Origin of the sequence: Actinomadura xylanilytica, assembly GCF_030283145.1 — a bacterium.
GTDB lineage: Bacteria > Actinomycetota > Actinomycetes > Streptosporangiales > Streptosporangiaceae > Spirillospora > Spirillospora xylanilytica.
In genome coordinates, this window is sequence record NZ_JASNWE010000001.1 from 2,158,682 (window position 1) to 2,176,658 (window position 17,977).

The following is a 17,977-nucleotide window of genomic DNA, read 5'->3' on the forward strand; positions in this document are numbered from 1 at the left end:
TGGATCGACGATGGCCATCCGCGGGCAGGTCACCGCACCCCGACGACCCTGCGGTGCGCCATCGATATTCGATCTCCGAATGGACCACCGGTCCGCCGGCGGAGCCGATGCGCCGGAATTAAACGGTGTTATTCAAGGAAAACGGGTGCGGTGCCGGAACTCGCACGAGACGCGTGGTCAGTGCCGCTACTCCGGATTCTCATGGTGTGTCGTCGTCCATCTGGTGTTGATCCGGTTCTGCAAAGGACTGGGTTCACTGGCCGCCGGGTAGCAGTTTCTTACCCGGGAGACCAGTGCCGGGGACCGGTGCCGGGGGCCGGTCAGCGCAGCCCGTCGAGCACTTCCTTGACCAGGACGCCCACCGAGTTCTCGATCTCACCGAGGGACTCCTCCCATTCGGCCAGCGCACGTCCATGGCGTTCGGCCTCGGCACGGCCGGCCCGGAGCCTCTCGATCACCTTCTCGGCGTCGTCGATGGTCTCGTGGATGGAGCGGTTCAGCTCGCCGCCCAGAGTCTCGATCTGCGCGCGCAGGGAGTCGGCGTAGCGCTCGGCGTACCGGAGGGCGATCTCGTTGGCCGCGCGGCGCAGCTCCTCGCGGTACTCGCGGGCGGCGTTCGTCCGCACCTGGCGGCGGCGGAGCCGCCCGGTGACGATCGGGACCCCGACCGCGGCCAGGGCCAGCGCGACCGGGCCGGCGACCATCGCCGTCGCCAGCCCGGCCCAGACCAGCCCGGCCGCGACGCCGCTCGTGGCGAGGACGATCGAGCCGCTGCCCGCCATGCTCGTGGCCGAGAGTCCGGGCACGACGGGCTGGGGGGTGAGCGCGCTCCATCCGGTGATGAGCCCGTCGAGATGGCCGGGCTCCGGGCGGGCGTCCGCCGCCTCGTCCGCCCCGAGCAGGGCGGTGCGCAGGCCGGCGAGCTGCCCCTCATAGTCGCGGAGCAGCGGGGGCAGGCTGTTCTCCAGCATCTCCTGCCGCGTGGCCAGGGAGCCGGCCAGCCCCTTCGGGTCGATGCCGAAGAGGTACAGCTCGCGCTGCAACCGCTGGTCGAGGAAGTCGTCGACGCGCTGGACCTCGGCCCGCCAGCGTTCGCCGCGGTTACGCGGCACCGAGGCCGGCGAGGGCTTCTTCGGCAGGTCGGCGAGCCAGTCAGCCTCGACGTCGGGCAGCACCTTGAGGATATGGTTCTCCACCTCGGTCGCGACGAAGCGCTCGGTCTCCTCCACCCACGCCGACAGGGCGGTCTCGATGCGGGCCACGGTCAGTTCGAGGCTCTGCTTGGTCTCCTTCTTCCGGTCCAGGTCCAGTTGCAGGTCCTCGGCCGAACGCAGCAGCAGGCCGCGGCGGCGGGCGCCGCGCTGCCGCAGTTCCAGCACCTCCCGGCGCAGCACCTCGGCGGGCCTGAGGATCTTGATGCGGGACCGCTCCGCCACGCAGAACTGCGCCAGCGCGTCATAGAGCCTGGTCACCTCGTCCCCGGCGGGCGTGGACCCGGCGGCCGGGTCGGTGATCGCGTCCAGCGCGTCCAGGGCGCTGGTGAAGAAGATCCGCTCGGGCCGGTCGGTGTAGTCGGCCACGATCCCGGCGCACCGCTTCCGGACGCCCTCGCGGTCGCTGTCCTTGCGGATCAGGTCGAACTGGTTGACCACGAAGAAGATGTCGGAGTGGCCGAGCGTCCGCAGCAGGTTCAGGTACTGCTCCTGGTCGTGCTTCTTGAACGCGCCCTTGGCGGTGGTGACGAAGACGATCGCGTCCACCTTGGGCAGGAAGTCCAGCGTGATCGCCTCGCGCGCGATGCTCTCGTTGGTGCCGGCCGAGTCGATCAGCTCGACGGAGCTGGCCAGCAGCGGGAACGGCCAGTAGACGACGCCGTACAGGTAGGGCGAGCGGGCGTCGTTCTGCCCGTCGTACAGGTCCAGCTCGACCTGCCGGGTGAACTCGTCGACGCTGACCGTCTCGGGGTGCCCGTTCTGCTCCCGGAACAGCTCGGCGCCAGGGGTGTCGCCCCACCGCAGCATCGTGGTGAACGCGGTGGTCGGGTTCTCCTTGGTGGGGAGCAGCTCCTCGCCGAGCATCGCGTTGATCAAGGTGCTCTTGCCGCTGCTGAAGTCGCCGAAGACCATGATCCGGAAGGTCTCCCGGGCCAGCGACTCCGAGGCGTGCCCGAGCCGGTCGTACCGGTCGCCGCGTTCGCCCCGGCCGGCGCCGGCCTCATCGCCCGCGCCCGCGCCCTCGCCCTCGCCCTCGCCCGCGCCCGCGCCCCCGACCCCGACCCCGAGGCCGTCGCCGTCGTCGCCGTATGCGCGTTCCAGGTCGCGGGCGATCTCGCGGGTCCGGTAGAAGAGCTCGATCAGCCGGGCTCGCCAGCGCGTCCAGTCCTCGAACCTGCCGGTGGGTTCCATGGCTCCCCGTCCTCGTCGTCGTGGGCCGTCCGGTCGGCGGCCTTCGTGATCTCCGCGCGCAGGTGCCGGGCCTCGGCGCGCAGCCGGCGCCAGTCGGCGGCCTCCCGCTCGGGCCGGTCCCAGACCGCCAGCCGGGCGGCCCACCAGGCGTCGAGGCGCTCTTCCCCCGCCTCCATCAGCCGTTCGTACAGGTCCCCGATCCGGTCGTCGCCGCGCCGGACGGACTCGGCGACGTAGCCGGCCAGCACCAGCCGGGCCGCGTCCCGGACCGCCGAACGCTGCCGCTCGATCAGCCGTCCCCCCACCCTCGGCTGGACCACGTCCCCCAGCAACCGCGGTAGCGGCAGCGCATCGGCCGGGACGACCGCGCCGAACAGCAGCTCGGTCAGCAGCGCCCCCGCCTCGCCGGCGAGGCCGCCGAGGGTGTCGATCGTCGCGGCGGAGAACACCCGCATCCGCCCCGCCGCCTCGGCGAACGCGCCGGAACCGTCGGCGAGCGCGGGGTCGCCGGCCGCGGCCGGGCCGGTGACCTCCAAGTGCGGGCGCGGGCCCGCGATGGCGTCCAGCTCGGCCGCGACCCGCAGGACGTCCCGGCGGAACGCCGCGCCGATGATCGACTCGTCCTCGTCGATCCGGCCGGTCATCCGGGAGTGCAGCTCACCCGCCAGCTCATCCAGCCAGAGCGCCTTCGGATCGGTGTGCTCGGCGACCCGCTGCTCGACCTCGTCGAGGATCTCCGTTTGCAGGGCGGAGACCCGCGCGACGACCTGCGCGCGGAGGCGGTCGCGTTCCGCCGACACCTCCAGCCGGACGACCGACCAGCGGGCGAGGGAGGCCCGGTGTTCGAGATCGCCGGTGCGGCGCGCCTCCCCCGTCCCGCCGGGAGCCAGCGCCTCGTCGGCCAGCGCCTCCAGCTCGTCGCAGACGGTGGACAGCGCCGCCGAGATCCGCCGGTCACGCGTTCTCCGCCGCCCGGACGCCGCCCCGAGATCGGTGAGGCGGGCCCGCAGGGCGTCCAGGTTGCCGGGCCATCGCGGCCGGACGAGGTCACCGCCCGGCCCGGCGAACACCTCGACGGTCCCGCCTGCAGCCTCCGCGATGCGGCGGTAGCGCTCCATGACCGCGTCGCGGTCGCCGGTCACCTCGTCCAGCATCGTCACCACCAGCAGCACGGTGCCGCCGGGCTGCGCGGCCAGCCGGGCGAGCAGGCCGCGCTCTTGCAGGTCGGCTCCACCGACGGCGCGCACCGTCAGGACCACCGCGTCGGCGCCGAGCGCGGCCGACACCGCCTCGGCCGCCTCGCGCCCGTCGTCGCCCCACAGGCCGGGGGTGTCGACGAGTTCGAGCCCGGCCTCGCGCAGCCAGGAGTTGTCGAGCGAGGCGGACCCGTCCGGCTCCCGTCCCGTGCGGGCAGCCCGGACCGCGCGCGGCACCGCGGCCGGCGCCTCGTCCAGCGCGTACGAGCCGGCGAGCTGGTTGATCAGATGTGTCCTGCCGGTGCCGAACCCGCCCACCACGCAGGCGCGGACGCCGTCCGGGCCGCGGTCGGCGCGCACCGCCCCGAGACCGGCCACCAGCCGGCCGAACCCGTGGTCCATGGCGAGCGCGATGACCTGGGCGCAGCGCCGGTCCCACCCGTCCTCCCGCGGGTCGTCGGCTCGCGGGTCGTCTTCGTCGATCATGCTCCCCCTCAAGGCCGTCACAGCTTTCCTGCAATGTCCGCAATGCCACAGGATTGCTGCTCTGCGGCGAGAGTGATGCTCGCTCTAGGACGTCGCGCGCCGGCCCCCGGTTCGACCGGAGCCGTCCGCGTCAGCGGGGGGCGAAGCGCCGGTGGATCAGCGTGGCCACGATGCCCGCGACCTTGACGGACACCTCGACGTCGCCGACCGTCCAGGTGGTGGTCGTGTCGTCGGTCGCGCCCAGCTCGTTCAGGGCGGCGACCGGCAGCATCTCCCGGTCTCCGACCTCGGGGATGAACGTCACCATGTACAGCTCGTCGCGGTCGTTGAAGCCGTACTGGGCGTCCATCACCAGGCCGCAGAACGACTCCGGTCCGAGACCGGTCAGCCACCACTCGCCGTTGCGCTTGGCGGCCTTGGGGAACCGGGCGGTGAACTGGGCGACCGTCGCGCCCCATTCAAGGCCGTTCCAGCCCTTCTCGATCCGGCCCCGGGTCGTGTCGGGGACGTCGGCGGCCGTCCGGTCCGGTGCGGGGCGGCGGCGCGCCCCGAACAGCCGGGCGAGCCCCCTGCGCTGCGGGGGCGGCGCCTCGGCGGCGGTGACCATGGCGGACACCGGCTGCGGCAGCCAATCGCCGGGCGGGTCGTCTTCGGCGCATTCGCGCAGCACCTCGGCCACCGCCGGACGTCCCGCGGGATCCTTGGCCAGGCAGGCCGCCACCAGGTCGCGCATCTCACCCGGCACCCCGGAGAGGTCGGGGTCCTCGTGGACGATCCGGTACAGCACCGCGGTCGGGTGGTCGGCGCCGAACGGGGCGGCGCCGGTCGCCGCGAAGGCCAGCACCGATCCCAGCGAGAACACGTCGCTGGCCGGGCCGATGCCCCGGACGCCGCGCGCCTGCTCGGGCGACATGTAGGACGGGGTGCCGATGACGGCCCCGGTCGACGTCCCGGAAAGGCCCTCCAGCGCGCGGGCGATCCCGAAATCGATCACCCGCGGCCCGTCGGCGGCGAGGATCACGTTGCCCGGCTTCAGATCGCGGTGCACCAGGTCGGAGTCGTGGATGGCCGCGAGCCCCTCGGCCAGACCCGCGCCGAGGACCCGTACCGCCACCGGCGGCAGCGGGCCGTGTTCGGTGATCGCCTCCCCCAGCGACGGGCCCGGTACGTACGCGGTGACCAGCCAGGGCCGCTGCGCGTGCGGATCGGCGTCGACGACCTGGGCGGTGAAGAACCCGCCGACCCGCCGCGCCGCCTCCACCTCGGCGGCGAACCTCCGCCGGAACGCCGGGTCGGCTCCGTACTCGGGGCGCACCAGCTTGACCGCGACCGGCCGTCCGCCCGCGGACCGGCCGAGGAACACCTGCCCCATGCCCCCGACGCCCAGCCGCCCGAGCAGCCGGTACCCCCGTACGCTCTCCGGATCACCAGGCTGAAGAGGATCCATCACCGCACCCCATCGTCGACCAGCACCGTCCCGACCGGATCATTCCAGACAAGGGCCACGGAAGGGGCCGGACCTCGGGGTCACGATTTGAACAGGAACAGGGGGTTCAGCGCGCCGCCGCTAGGGATGCGGGGCGGCCGGTCCGGCCGGCGGGTCGTCGAGGAGCCTGGTGAGGCGCTTGGGGGCGATCAGGCGGTAGCTGTCCTCGATGAGCTCGGCCAGCTCGTCCCAGTCGTGGTCGGCGTCGAGGCGGGCGCCGACCCAGCCCTTGGGGCCGACGTAGGCGGGGACGAAGAAGCGCTCGGGGGACGACCCGACCAGGGCCTCCTGGACACCGGGGCCCGCCTTGAAGGTGATCGAACGGCCGTCCTCGACGCTCATGACGAAGAGCTTGTCGCGGACGCGGTAGGACGGGGCGGTGTGGCCGCCGAAGGGCTTCTCGGTCGCCTCCGGCAGGGACAGGCAGATCTCCCGCAGCCGGAGCGTCGCGTCCTGATCGGTCATGGGCGTCACCTCCATGTCCAGCCTAAGCGGCAGGTCGGACAGGCCGCAGGGCGGCGCCGCCGGAGGCACCACCACCCGGAGGGCTGGCCCCGGGCGGGCCGGTCCTCGTCGGTTGGCTCATCGGCGCCGCGACGCGAATACTGTGCGGATGATCAGTGATTCCACCCCCAACCCCTGGGAACTCACCTGGGCCGATGTCGATCCGGCCCGTCACCCGTTCGCGGTGGAGCGCGTCGCCGCCACCATCGACGGGGTGCCGGCGGGCAGAGCGGACGACGAAACGCTTGCCCTGGTCCGCCGGTTCGGGCCTTGGGCCTGCGCCTGGGACTGGACCCGGGGCTTCAGCGGCGGGCCGGTGACGGTCTGGTGCTGCACTTCCCACCGGCCCCCGGGAATGACCCACGCCGAGATGGTCGAGGCCGCGCTGGTCGATTGGCGGACCTGGCTGGAGACCCTGGCCGCCCGATTCGACGCGCTGGCGCTTCCGGCCGGTTCGCCCCGGGAGCGTTCGGCGGCGTGGGAGCGCGCGGTCACGACCCTGGTGACGGACGTCGTCGAGCGGACTGGGGCCGCGGACGCCTGGTACGTGCACTGCGAACAGGTGCTCGCGTGGTTCCTCACCCACCAGGGCGTCCCGAAGGACCGGCGCGCCGCCCTCCTCACCAAGGCGATCGGCGGCCGTTTCAGTAGCTGGGTCGGCCCCGATCCGGAACTCGTCACCGACCTTGGCCGGCGCATCGCCGCCGCGGCGCAGCAGGCGACCCGGGACCGCGGCACGTCGACGTGATCAGTGGGCCAGGAGGCGGCGGGCGGCGCGGATGACGGCCTCGTCCACCATCCGGCCGTCGTCGCCGACGAAGACGCCGGACCCCGCAGCGAGTCCGGTCTCGTACCTGGCCAGCAGCGCGCGGGCCCGGTCGAGCTCGGCGGGGGTGGGGGTGAAGACCTCGGCGACCACCGCGAGCTGCGCCGGGTGGATGCAGGCGCGGCCGTGGAAGCCGAGCCGCTTGAGCCGGAGCGTGGTGGCCCGGAACGCCTCCAGATCGCGGAACTCGGTGGAGACCGGGCCGATGGGCGGTTCCAGGCCGGCCGCGGCGCCGGCCGCGACGACCTGCGAGCGGGCCCAGAGCAGCTCCGACTCGTCCGGGCCGGGGGTGACGCCGAGGTCGGCGGTCAGGTCGGCCTCACCGAGCTGGAGCCGGACGACGCGGGGCGCGCGGGCGATCGCGGGGGCGGCCAGGACGGCGGCGGCCGACTCCAGCAGCGGGACGACCGGCAGGCCGTCCGCGCCGGCGGCGGTGAGGACGGCGTCGAGGGCGTCCAGCTCGGCGGCGCTCTCGGTCTTGGCGACGCAGAGGCCGTCCAGCCCGGGTCCGGCGATCTCGCGGACGTCGGCGTGGCCGGGCTCGCCGGGGTTGATCCGGACGGAGACGAACGGGCGCCGCGCGGGCAGGGTGCGCAGCCAGGCCGCGACGTCGCGGCGGGTCCGCTCCTTCGCGGCGACCGGCACCGCGTCCTCCAGATCGACGATCAGCTCGTCGGCGGTGCCGCCGAGCGCCTTGGCGAGCAGGTCCGGGCGGTCGCCGGGGACGTAGAGGGCGGTTCTCAACCGATCGTCTCCTTGCCGGAGGTCAGCGCCTTGGCGATGACGGTGCGCATGATGTCGTTGGTGCCCTCGCCGATGCTCATCAGCGGCGCGTCCCGGTAGAGCCGCTCGACGACGAACTCCTTGGAGTAGCCGTAGCCGCCGTGCACCTGCATCGAGGTGAGCGCGCACTCGATCGCGGCCTCGCTGGCGAAGGTCTTGGCCATGCCGGCCTGCATGTCGATCCGGTTGCCGGCATCGGCCTGCGACGCGGCCCAGTAGACCAGCAGCCGGGACGCCTGGACCTTGATGGCCATCTCGGCGAGCTTGAGCTGGATCGCCTGGAAGTCGTGGATCGGGTGGCCGAACGCCTCGCGCTGCGCGGCGTACTTCAGCGCCTCGTCGTAGGCGGCCTGGGCGATGCCGAGGGAGCGGGCGGCGATGTTGATCCGGCCGGTCTCCAGGCCCGACAGCACCTGCTGGAGGCCGCGGCCCTCGGTGCCGCCGAGCAGGTTCGCCGCGGGCACCCGGACGCCGTCGAAGACGATCTCGCAGGACTCGGTGCCCTTGTAGCCGAGCTTCGGCAGGTCGCGCAGCACCTCGAAGCCGTCCTCGACGAGCAGCACGGACATGCCGCGGTGCGCGGGCGAGGCGGCCGGGTCGGTCTTGACCAGCACCGGCAGCATGCCGGCGTGCCGGGCGTTGGTGATCCAGGTCTTGCGGCCGTCGATGACGTAGTGGTCGCCGTCGCGGCGCGCGGTGGTGGTGATGCCCTGGAGGTCGGTGCCGGCGCCCGGCTCGGTCAGGCCGATGCCGGTGCGGCGGCGCCCGGCGGCGAGGTCGGGCAGGAAGCGGCGCTTCTGCTCCTCGGTGCCGTGCCTGGCGATCGTCCAGCAGGCCAGCGAGTGGCTGCCGAGGATGCCCGCGATGCCCATCCAGCCCTTGGAGATCTCCTCGAAGACCAGGGCGAACGACACCATGTCGACACCGAGGCCGCCGTACTCCTCGGGCACGGTGAGCCCGAACAGGCCGAGGTCCTTCATCGTCTCGACGATCTCGGTCGGGTACCGGTCGGTGGCCTCCCACTCCTGGGCGACGGGCCGGATCTCGCGGTCGACGAAGTCGCGCAGGGTGTCGCGGAAGAGCCGCTGCTCGTCGTTCAGCTCGAAGTCCATCAGGCGTCCTTTTCGAAAACGGGGAGGTGCCGGCCGTCCGGCAGTGGCCGCCAGCCGACCCGCACCGGCTCGTCGCAGGCCCACGGCCCGGGTCCGGTGAGGTGGGTGAGCAGGATCGGGCCCTCGGCGAGCCGGACCCGGGCCAGGACGTAGGGCGCCTGGAAGGCGGGCGAGGGGGCGCGGTGCACGACGGTGAAGGAGTCGACGGTGCCGTGCCCGGACGCCTCGGTGAACTCCAGGTCGGTGCCGCCGCAGCCGGTGCACAGCTCGCGCGGGTAGTGCTGCGCGTGGCCGCAGGCCCGGCACCGCTGGACGGTGAGCCGGCGGTCCGCGGTGGCCGCCCACCACTCGTCTTCGATCATCGGTCCGCTCCCAGCAGGACGGTGGCGTGGCTGGACAGGATGCCGCCGGTGCCGTGGGCGAGCGCGATCTCGGCGTCCGGCACCTGCCGGTCGCCGGACTCGCCGCGGAGCTGCCGGACCGCCTCGACGAGCAGCAGCAGCCCGTACTGGCCGGGGTGGCAGTACGACAGGCCGCCGCCGTTGGTGTTGAGCGGGAAGTCGCCGCCGGGCCGGATCCGGCCGCCGGCGACGAACCCGGCGGCCTCGCCGGGCGCGCAGAAGCCGAGGCCCTCCAGGGTCAGCAGGACGGTGATGGTGAACGAGTCGTAGACCTCGGCGACGTCCACGTCGGACGGTTCCAGCCCGGCCATCGCGAACGCGCGCCGTCCCGAGTCGAACGAGCCGGGCCGCAGCAGGTCGTCCGCGCCGGTCATGCTGGTGTTGGTGGTCGACTCGCCGTAGCCGAGCACGACGACCGGCTGCCTGCGCAGGTCGCGAGCGCGTTCCAGCGAGGTCAGCACCACGGCGCCGCCGCCGTCGGTGACCAGGCAGCAGTCGGCGGCGGTCAGCGGCGAGGAGATCATCGGCGCGGCGAGCACGTCGGCGGCGGTCAGCGGCCCGGCGCCGTACCGGAACGCCTTGGGGTTGAGCAGCGCCCACTCCCGCGCGGCCACGGCGATCTCGGCGAGCTGCTCGCGCCCGGCGCCGTAGGCGTGCAGGTACCGCTGCGCGGCCATCGCGTAGTAGGAGATCGGGAACAGCGGCCCGTACGGCGCCTCGAAGATCGCCTCGGGGGTGTGCGCCTCGCCGGCGCCGCCGAGCGAGCGGGACCGCGCGGACCGCTGGTCGGACCCGAAGGTGATCAGCACGGTGGAGCACTGGCCGGCGTCGATCGCCTGCGCGGCGCGGGCGACGAACATCTCGAACGCCGATCCGCCGGCGAAGGTCGAGTCGGTCCAGGACGGCTGGATGCCCAGGTAGTCGGCCATCTGGGTGGCCGAGAACCGGGACACGCCGGTGGTGGCGATGCCGTCGACCGCGCCGAGCGCGATCCCGGCGTCGTCCAGCGCGCGGGTGATCGCCTGGGCTTGGAGCCCGAGGATGGACGCGCCGGTCACGCCGAGGTCGGATTCGGCGGCGCCGACGATGGCGACGGTCACGGCGCGGCCTCACCGGACGCGACCGTGCCGGACGCGACCGTGCCCAGCTCGACCTCGGTGGTGGCCGGGGCGACGGCGACGCGGCCGTCCTCGACGACCTCGACCCGCTGGTCGACGGTGATCAGGCCGCCGTCCACCGCCGTGACGGTGCCGGAGCAGCGCACGGTCTCGCCCGCGAACACCAGGTTCGTGAACCGGAAGCTCAGCCGGCGCAGCCGCGCGGACGGGCCCAGCCAGTCCTGCACCTGCTCGGCGAGCAGCGCGCCGAAGACCTGGCCGTCCACGACCGGGGCGGGCAGCTTGCGCGGCTCCAGGTAGGCGGGGTCGTAGTGCAGCCGGTGCCAGTCCCAGGTCGCGCCCGCGTAGGCGACCATGTCGGCGAGCTCGATGCGGCGGACCAGCTCGGGCAGCGCGTCCCCCGCCCGCACCGCGGCGGCCGTCATGCGATCTCCACGTAGATCAGGGTCTCCTCGTTGGTGGCGAGCGGCTCGCCGCGCTGGTCGGCGTAGGCGGCGGTGGAGGTGACGATCAGCATCGCCAGGCCCTTGGCGTTCACCCGCTCGGTGATGTCGGTGATCCGCCAGGTCGCGGTGATCACGTCGCCGGGCCGGACCGGCCGGTGGAACGCGTAGGCGTTGCCGCCGCGCACCAGCCGGGTGCCGGGCACGTCCAGGTGCCACATGTGCCCGGCGAACCCGTCGCCGTCCCGGGGCAGCCCGGTGTACTGGTTGGTCTCGAAGATCAGCGTGGGCGGCGCGATCACCCCGTCGTGGCCGTGCTCGCGCGCGTACGCCTCGTCGGTGTAGAGCGGGTTGGCGTCGCCGACCGCCTCGGCGAAGTAGCGGATCGAGGCGCGGCCGAGCTCCTCGGGCGCGGTGTAGACGACCTCGCGGCCGACCAGCGCGCGCATCTCGTCGGTCAGCAGGCTCACGGGAACACCGCCGTCGGGACGACCTCGATCATGAAGTCCGGGCGGAGCAGCGCCGTGCAGACCACCGCGGAGATCGCCGGGGTGTCGCCGAAGTACCTGCGCCGGATCTCGGCCACCTCGGCGTACCGCTCCACGGCGGCGGGGGTGATGTACTCCACCAGCCGGGTCACGCAGCCGTAGGGCGGACGGTCGCCGAGGCCCGCCTCGCGGAGCGTCGCGGCGATGGCGGCGTAGGTGTACTCGGCCTGGGCGAGCAGGTCGCCGTCGAAGATGCCTTTCTGGGTGGCCGGTTCGAGCGCGCCGAAGCCCGACATGAACAGGGTGTCGCCCGCCGCGACGCCCGGCTTGTAGGTGAGGGTGTCGTACCGCTTCCAGCCCGGGTTGACGGTGCGGAGCGGCGCGGTCGAGGCGATCGCGTCGAGCGAGACCATCGCGCCCGGCATCACCGGCTGGTCGACGATGATGCCCGCCGCGCCGGGGAAGACGCCGTCCTCGCTGCCGAGCAGCTCCTTGCGCGGGCGCCCGCAGCGCGGGTACTCGGCGCGGGTCGCGCTCGCGGTGTAGTCGGTGGTCTGGACGAGCGCGCCGAGCCCGAGCCCGGCGGCCTTGAGCAGCTCGCCGGCCTGCTCCAGGCACTGGCGGTACTGGGAGCGGAAGTCACCGCCGCGCGGGTGGATGCTCGGCAGGTAGACGATGCCGCCGGCGACGCGGAGGGCGCCGCGGTGCATACCCTCGTCCGGCGCCGCCTCGATCAGCTCGCCGCCGCCGGGGTAGGCGGTCAGCTCGACCGCGAGGTCCTCGCCGCCGGGCAGCGCCTCCACCGCGACGGTCGCGACCGGCGCCCGGTGCCCGCCGATCGCGGCGCTGCGGGCCGCCTCGACGTCGCCGTAGGCGCCGAGCGCGGCGGCGGTCGCATACTCGACGACGTGCACGATGTCGCCCGCGGTCGCGCCGGCGGCCGTCAGCCCCGCGACGGCCTTCTCGTACGCGCCGCCGATGGTCCCCGCGTAAGCGGGCAGGCGAACAGTCACGCTTCCTCCAATGCGGTCAGCAGCGGCCGGACCGACGTCAGGTCGGGCAGGCCGAGGATCAGGTCCACACGCTCGGCGGAGCCGAGGTTGGCGAGCGCCTTGCCGCGGACGGTCCCCTCGATGTCGGGGTCGTCCGGGCCGCCGCCGCTGCGCGGCACCTCGGCGACGAGCTCCTCGCCGTCGCGGGTGACGGCGCGCAGGCGGCCGGGCTGGTCGGCGGCGGCGCCGCCGAAGTCGACGACCCGGGTGCGGATCCGGGACGCGAGGTCGAGCACCTCGGGCCGGTCGATCACGGCGTAGGTCGCCGCGGTCACCTCGCCGTCGATGATCATGGCGGCGACGCTCCACGGCAGGCTGAACTTGGCGTCGTAGGCGGTCCGGGGGCGTTCCTTGCCCTCGGCGCAGACGATGGACGCGGCGTCGGGGTGCACCTCGGCGGTGACGCTCGCGACGGCGGCGCCGTGCAGCCCGCGGGCGGCGTCGAGCTGGGCGTGCATGAGCTGGCAGGCCGGGTAGGGCTTGACGGTGATCCGGGTCAGCTCCCACCGCTCGCCGAGCCCGGCGAGCACCGCGGCCGGCTCGATCCGGCGGTCCAGCAGCGCGCCGTACAGGCCGTACCGGCCCTCGATCACGGTGTCCGGGCCGGTCGCGCCGAACCCCGCGAGGGTCGCGGCGAGCACGCCGCCGCGCGCGGCGAAGCCGGGGTGGAGCTGCTTGGTGGACGCGCCGGTGTTGAGGAACTCCAGCAGCCCGCCCGCCTGGCTGCCCGCGATGCCGAGCGCGTCGGTGGTCTGGTCGAGCGTCAGCCCGCGCATCCGCGCCGAGGTCAGCGCGGCGGCGACGACGCCGCACACCGAGGTGGCGTGCAGGCCGCGCGCGTGGAAGCCGTGCGGCGCGGCGGCGCCGAGCCGGCAGAGCGTCTCCAGGCCGGCCACGACGCCGAGCAGCAGGTCGGCGCCGCCGAGGCCGAGCGCCTCGGCCTCGGCCAGCGCGACCGGCAGCACGGGCGCGGACGCGTGGACGAGGCCGCCCGCGTGCGTGTCGTCGAAGTCGAGCGCGTGCGTGAGGACCCCGTTGGCAAACGCGGCCTCGGCGCGGGAGACGCGTCCGGTGCCGGGCGCCTGGCCGAGGATGGTCGCCTCGGGGGTGCCGCCGAGCGCCCGCGCCGTCCGCACCGCCGGGTCCGCCGCGCCGCTCCGCGCGGCGGCGACCGCGCAGCCGAGCGCGTCGAGCACGTGCCGGGTGGCGGCGCGGCGCACGTCCCCGGGCACGTCGCCCAGGCGGAGGCCGAGGGCCCAGGCGGCCAGGTCGCGGGCGGCGGGGCTCATGCCCGCGCCTCCGGGCCGAAGGCGCCCGCGGCGGTGAGCTCGGCGACCCGCTCCTCGGTGAGGCCCAGCACCTCGGCGGTGACGTGCGCGAGGTCCTCGCCGCGCTGCGGCGCGCGGCGGTAGGCGGGCGGCTCGGCGCCGACGCGGACCGGCGAGGCCAGGTTCCGCAGCGTGCCGTAGCGCGGGTGCTCGGTCTCCACGACCAGGTCGCGGGCCAGGGTGTGGGCCTCGGTGAGCGCGGCGGCCACGTCGTTGATCGGCCCGCACGGGATGGACGCGGCGTACAGCGGCTCCAGCCATTCGGCGACCGTGCGGGTCGCGAACAGCGGCTCCAGCTCGCCGAGCAGCGCGGCGGCGTTGCGCTGCCGGTCGGCGAACGTCGCGAAGCGCGGGTCGTCCGCCAGGTCGGACCGGTCCAGCACGACCGTGAGGCGCTGCCAGAACTTCTCCTTGGCGCAACCGACGACCAGCCAGCCGTCCCTGGCGCGGAAGTTCTGGAACGGCACCAGCGACGGGTGCGCGGAGTGCCGCGTCCGGGCCGGGGTGAACCCGGCGTTGAGGTGCCAGACGCCCGGGTAGGTCAGCATCGAGATCGCCGTGTCGTACAGCGAGACGTCGCAGTCCATCCCGACGCCGTCGCGGCGGGCGGCGTGCAGCCCGGACAGCAGCGCGAGCACCGCGACGTACCCGCCGGAGTAGTCGACCAGCGAGAGGCCGGATTTGGCGGGCGGGCCGTCGGGCTCGCCGGTCAGGTCCATCCAGCCGGCCAGGCCCTGGAGGATGTAGTCGTAGCCGGGCTCCTTGGAGCGCGGCCCGGTCATCCCGAAGCCGGTCAGCGAGCAGCACACGATCCGCGGGTTGAGGTGCTTGAGGTCGTCGTAGGTGATGCCGAGCTTGGCCGGGACGTCGCCGCGCAGGTTGGAGTAGACCGCGTCGGACACGCCGACCAGCTCCTCGAACACCGCCCGGCCCGCGGGGGTGGTCAGGTCCAGCGACACCGACCGCTTGTTGCGGTTGAAGGCCTCGTGGAACAGCGAGTCCTCGTCCTGCGCGTACGGGGGGACGTAGCGCCCGACGTCGCCGCCGGTCCGCGGGTCCTCGATCTTGATGATCTCGGCGCCGAGGTCGGCCAGGTGCAGCGAGCCGAACGGCCCGGCGCCGTACTGCTCGAGCGAGACGATGCGCACGTCCTCCAGCGGCCTCATGTGAGCTCCTTGATCAGGTCGATGATCCGCCGCTGCGCGATCCGGATCTCCCCGGGCGCGAGCCCGTGGGTGGGGGGCGTGAGCTTGATCGTGGTCGCGTGCCCGGCGTACCCGGCGACGCGCTCGGCGACCTGCGCGGCGGTGCCGGTGAGGGTGAGCGCGTCGACCATCCGGTCGGGGACGGCGGCGGCCAGGTGGTCGGCGCCGGTGCCGGCCCGGAACGCCTCGATCACCGTGTCCTGCTCGGCGGACAGGTCGTGGAAGGCGAAGAAGTCGGCGTAGGTGCGGACCGAGGCGTAGAACCCGGCCAGCCCCGCCGCCCGGCCGCGCGCGGCGGCCGGATCGTCGTCGATCGAGCAGGCCGCCGACACGACCGCGTCGACGCCGGGGCGCAGCAGCGGGAGCGCGCGCTCGCGCAGCCACGCGGGCGAGCACAGCTCGTGCGAGATCCAGCCGTCCGCGATCTCCCCGGCGAGCTCGGTCATCACCGGGCCCATCCCGGCCAGGTAGATCGGGAACGGCACCGCCGGGAACGGCCGCTGGTAGCCGCGGACGCGCAGGCTCTCCAGCTCGCCCTCCACCACCATCGGCTCGCCGGACCCGGCGTTGGCGGCGAAGTGCCGGATGATCCGCACGGTCTCGCGCAGCCGCGCGACCGGACGCTCCCAGTGCACGCCGTGCCAGTCCTGGTTGAGCCGCTTCACGCCGGTGCCGAGGCCGAGCACGAACCGTCCGCCGGACAGTTCGGCGAGGTCGAGCGCCTCCAGCGCGGTGGTCATCGGGCTGCGGGTGAAGGCGAGCGCGATGGCCGTGCCGACCTGGGCCCGGGAGGTGCCCGCCGCGACCGCCGCCGCCGAGATCGTGGCGCTGCGGTGCAGCTCGGGCAGCCAGAGCGCCTCGGCCCCGGCGTCCTCGGCGGCCCGTCCGGCGGCGACCAGCTCGTCCAGCGTCTCGCCCCACGGGCCGTAGGTGATCCTCATGCCGTCAGCGGCCCGGTCTTGGCCGTCGGGAAGTAGTTCTTGTCGTTGGGCGCGTCGCGCTTGTAGACCATGACGGTGCGGACCCACGAGACGACCTCGTCGCCGTCCTGGTTGAGCCCGCGGGTCCGCGCGGTGATGATCCCGGCGTAGGGCCGCGAGCCGGACTCGCGCATGTCGGTGATCAGCGACTCGGCGTAGAGCGTGTCGCCGACGAACACCGGGTGGGTGAGCTTGATGTCGGTCCAGCCGAGGTTGAGCAGCGCGGTCTGGCTGATGTCGATCACCGACAGGCCGAGCACCAGCGCCACCGTCAGTCCCGAGTTCACGATGACCTTGCCGGTCGGCGAGCGGCCGGCGAAGTCGGCGTTGAAGTGGTTCTGGTTGGTGTTCAGGGTCAGCAGGGTGAACCAGGTGTTGTCGGTCTCGCCGATCGTCCGGCCGAACGGGTGCTGGAACACGTCGCCGACGGCGAACTCCTCGTAATACCGGCCGATCTGGGCCTCATGCACGGTCAACCTGTACCTCCTCGGTGCAGCCCCTGCTCGGGAGCTACCCCGAACTTAAAGGTCAGACTTTTAACTCGTCAAGAGGTGACCGCTCTTGCGCCCGGATCTCAGTTCCGCTTAGCGTAACGCTGTTCCACCTAGACAGGGAGGTAGCGGGACGTGAATCAGACTCCGGCCCCGGCCGTGACCGCGTACCGGGCGCTCGCGCTGCAAACGCGGACCGAGGCCGTCAACGGCCTGGCCCCCGGCGACGCCCGGACGGCGATGGCCGCCTCCATCACCCGGATCGGCGCCCAGATGGCCGCCGCGCAGCGCTGGGTGGGCTCGGACCTGCGGCTGGTCGTGCTGCCCGAGTACGTCCTGACCGGCTTCCCGATGGGCGAGCCCCTCGAGCGCTGGCGCGACATGGCCGCGCTCGCGCCGGACGGCCCCGAGTACGAGGCGCTGAGCACCATCGCGTCCGACCTGGGACTCCACGTCTCGGGCAACGCCTACGAGTCCGACCCGAACTTCCCCGAGCTGTACTTCCAGGCGTCCTTCGTGATCGACCCGAGCGGCGAGGTGGTGCTCCGCTACCGGCGGCTGCACTCGCTGTACTCGCCCTCGCCCTACGACGTGTGGGACCGCTACCTGGAGATCTACGGGATGGACGCGGTGCTGCCCGTCGCCCGGACCGAGATCGGCAACCTGGCCTGCATCGCGTCCGAGGAGATCCTCTACCCCGAACTGGCCCGCGCCCTCGCGCTGCGCGGCGCCGAGGTGTTCTGCCACTCCACCTCGGAGATCAGCAGCCCGGCGCTGACGCCGAAGGAGATCGGCCGGCGCGCCCGCGCCATCGAGAACCTCGCCTACGTCGTCTCGGCCAACAGCGGCGGTCTGCACGGCATCCCGATCCCCGGCGACTCCACCTCCGGCGGTTCCAAGGTGCTCGACTTCGAGGGCCGGGTGCTGGCCGAGGCCGCCGGCGGCGAGAGCATCGTCGCGTCCGCCGAGCTCGACCTCACCGCGCTGCGCCGCTACCGCGCCCGTCCGGGCATGGGCAACCTGCTGTCGCGGGTCAAGCCCGGACTGTGGGCCGGCGAGTACGGCCGGCACGACGTCGAGCGGCCGAACGGCCTGGCCGGCCGGGCGCCCGAGCGGGCCTGGTTCGCCCGCCGGCAGCAGGAGTCGATCGGCCGCCTCCCCCACTGACCCCCCGCTCCACCAGCCGTAACGAAGGGAAACCCGATGGGAACGTTCCGCGAGGACATGCCGCTGCTGGCCCGGCACGAGGGCGAGTGGAAGGGCACCTACACCTACGTCGACGCCGAGGGCACGGTCACCGATCACCACGACTCGGTGCTGACCTGCTCGCTGCCCGAGGACGGCGAGTACGAGTACCACCAGGTCAACAACTACACCTGGGCCGACGGGCGCACCGAGCAGCGGGTCTTCCCCGGCAAGTACCAGGGGAACGGGCACTGCGCCTTCGACACCGAGCGGCTGCGCGGCGAGTTCTGGGAGCTGGACGACCAGGTCATGTACCTGAACTGGATCTACAAGGAGGAGGGCACCGACCTGCGGCTCTTCGAGCTGATCGTGCTCAGCGAGGACGGCCGCAACCGCAGCCGGGTCTGGCAGTGGATCAAGAACGGGGTGTGCTACCAGCGGACCCTGATCAACGAGGTCAAGGTCGGCTGAACGGCCCTGCGGCCCCC

General features: G+C 73.4%; 18 protein-coding genes. 3 read left to right on the forward strand and 15 right to left on the reverse strand.

The window, feature by feature from the left end; all coding sequences use genetic code 11:
* Positions 1-320: 320 nt before the first annotated feature.
* The 4 genes from QP090_RS10030 to QP090_RS10045 all read right to left on the reverse strand — a co-directional run bounded on the left by QP090_RS10030 (position 321) and on the right by QP090_RS10045 (position 6,038).
* Positions 321-2,405 carry a dynamin family protein gene (locus tag QP090_RS10030; RefSeq protein ID WP_285938307.1) on the reverse strand — a complete coding sequence of 695 codons (2,085 nt, stop codon included), beginning with the start codon at positions 2,403-2,405 and terminating at the stop codon, positions 321-323.
* Positions 2,354-4,087 carry a GTPase domain-containing protein gene (locus QP090_RS10035; RefSeq protein WP_285938308.1) on the reverse strand — a complete coding sequence of 578 codons (1,734 nt, stop codon included), beginning with the start codon at positions 4,085-4,087 and terminating at the stop codon, positions 2,354-2,356. Before QP090_RS10035 ends, QP090_RS10030 begins: the two co-directional genes overlap by 52 nt.
* Before the next feature lie 130 nt (positions 4,088-4,217).
* Complete coding sequence (locus tag QP090_RS10040; RefSeq protein WP_285938309.1) at positions 4,218-5,534, reverse strand: serine/threonine-protein kinase; 1,317 nt, start codon at positions 5,532-5,534, stop codon at positions 4,218-4,220.
* Positions 5,535-5,654: 120 nt separating this feature from the next.
* The gene (locus QP090_RS10045) at positions 5,655-6,038 is read right to left on the reverse strand and encodes an MmcQ/YjbR family DNA-binding protein (protein WP_285938310.1); all 384 of its coding nucleotides are present in this window, start codon (positions 6,036-6,038) and stop codon (positions 5,655-5,657) included.
* A gap of 148 nt (positions 6,039-6,186) precedes the next feature.
* On the opposite strand from QP090_RS10045, the gene QP090_RS10050 reads away from it, so the two are divergent.
* Positions 6,187-6,825, forward strand: a complete 639-nt coding sequence (locus QP090_RS10050) for a hypothetical protein (RefSeq protein WP_285938311.1) — start codon at positions 6,187-6,189, stop codon at positions 6,823-6,825.
* Here QP090_RS10050 and QP090_RS10055 read toward each other — a convergent pair whose 3' ends face one another.
* The 11 genes from QP090_RS10055 to QP090_RS10105 are packed head-to-tail and all read right to left on the reverse strand — an operon-like array spanning position 6,826 to position 16,283.
* On the reverse strand, positions 6,826-7,647 hold the full coding sequence (locus QP090_RS10055) for an HpcH/HpaI aldolase/citrate lyase family protein (protein WP_285938313.1): 822 nt from the start codon (positions 7,645-7,647) through the stop codon (positions 6,826-6,828).
* Positions 7,644-8,798, reverse strand: coding sequence for an acyl-CoA dehydrogenase family protein (locus tag QP090_RS10060; protein WP_285938314.1), 1,155 nt, complete (start codon positions 8,796-8,798; stop codon positions 7,644-7,646). The genes QP090_RS10055 and QP090_RS10060 overlap by 4 nt, the downstream gene beginning before the upstream one ends.
* Positions 8,798-9,160: a Zn-ribbon domain-containing OB-fold protein gene (locus tag QP090_RS10065; RefSeq protein ID WP_285938315.1), complete on the reverse strand. Its 363-nt coding sequence runs from the start codon at positions 9,158-9,160 to the stop codon at positions 8,798-8,800. The genes QP090_RS10060 and QP090_RS10065 overlap by 1 nt, the downstream gene beginning before the upstream one ends.
* A complete protein-coding gene (locus tag QP090_RS10070; protein ID WP_285938316.1) occupies positions 9,157-10,299 on the reverse strand; it encodes an acetyl-CoA acetyltransferase in 1,143 nt (380 codons plus the stop codon). Before QP090_RS10070 ends, QP090_RS10065 begins: the two co-directional genes overlap by 4 nt.
* Positions 10,296-10,742, reverse strand: coding sequence for a MaoC/PaaZ C-terminal domain-containing protein (locus tag QP090_RS10075; protein ID WP_285938318.1), 447 nt, complete (start codon positions 10,740-10,742; stop codon positions 10,296-10,298). The genes QP090_RS10070 and QP090_RS10075 overlap by 4 nt, the downstream gene beginning before the upstream one ends.
* Entirely contained in the window at positions 10,739-11,230 is a 492-nt protein-coding gene (locus QP090_RS10080; RefSeq protein WP_285938319.1) for an FAS1-like dehydratase domain-containing protein, read from the reverse strand. The genes QP090_RS10075 and QP090_RS10080 overlap by 4 nt, the downstream gene beginning before the upstream one ends.
* A complete protein-coding gene (locus QP090_RS10085; RefSeq protein WP_285938320.1) occupies positions 11,227-12,261 on the reverse strand; it encodes a RidA family protein in 1,035 nt (344 codons plus the stop codon). The genes QP090_RS10080 and QP090_RS10085 overlap by 4 nt, the downstream gene beginning before the upstream one ends.
* The gene (locus QP090_RS10090; RefSeq protein WP_285938321.1) at positions 12,258-13,589 is read right to left on the reverse strand and encodes an MmgE/PrpD family protein; all 1,332 of its coding nucleotides are present in this window, start codon (positions 13,587-13,589) and stop codon (positions 12,258-12,260) included. The genes QP090_RS10085 and QP090_RS10090 overlap by 4 nt, the downstream gene beginning before the upstream one ends.
* Positions 13,586-14,794, reverse strand: coding sequence for a CaiB/BaiF CoA transferase family protein (locus QP090_RS10095; protein WP_285938323.1), 1,209 nt, complete (start codon positions 14,792-14,794; stop codon positions 13,586-13,588). The genes QP090_RS10090 and QP090_RS10095 overlap by 4 nt, the downstream gene beginning before the upstream one ends.
* Positions 14,791-15,774 carry an LLM class flavin-dependent oxidoreductase gene (locus QP090_RS10100; protein WP_285938324.1) on the reverse strand — a complete coding sequence of 328 codons (984 nt, stop codon included), beginning with the start codon at positions 15,772-15,774 and terminating at the stop codon, positions 14,791-14,793. Before QP090_RS10100 ends, QP090_RS10095 begins: the two co-directional genes overlap by 4 nt.
* Positions 15,771-16,283: a MaoC family dehydratase gene (locus tag QP090_RS10105; RefSeq protein WP_285938627.1), complete on the reverse strand. Its 513-nt coding sequence runs from the start codon at positions 16,281-16,283 to the stop codon at positions 15,771-15,773. The genes QP090_RS10100 and QP090_RS10105 overlap by 4 nt, the downstream gene beginning before the upstream one ends.
* A 156-nt stretch (positions 16,284-16,439) precedes the next feature.
* On the opposite strand from QP090_RS10105, the gene QP090_RS10110 reads away from it, so the two are divergent.
* Both QP090_RS10110 and QP090_RS10115 read left to right on the forward strand, forming a co-directional pair.
* Positions 16,440-17,471: a nitrilase-related carbon-nitrogen hydrolase gene (locus tag QP090_RS10110; protein ID WP_285938325.1), complete on the forward strand. Its 1,032-nt coding sequence runs from the start codon at positions 16,440-16,442 to the stop codon at positions 17,469-17,471.
* A 36-nt stretch (positions 17,472-17,507) separates the two neighbouring features.
* Entirely contained in the window at positions 17,508-17,960 is a 453-nt protein-coding gene (locus tag QP090_RS10115; RefSeq protein ID WP_285938326.1) for a DUF3598 family protein, read from the forward strand.
* The last annotated feature ends 17 nt before the right edge of the window (positions 17,961-17,977 follow it).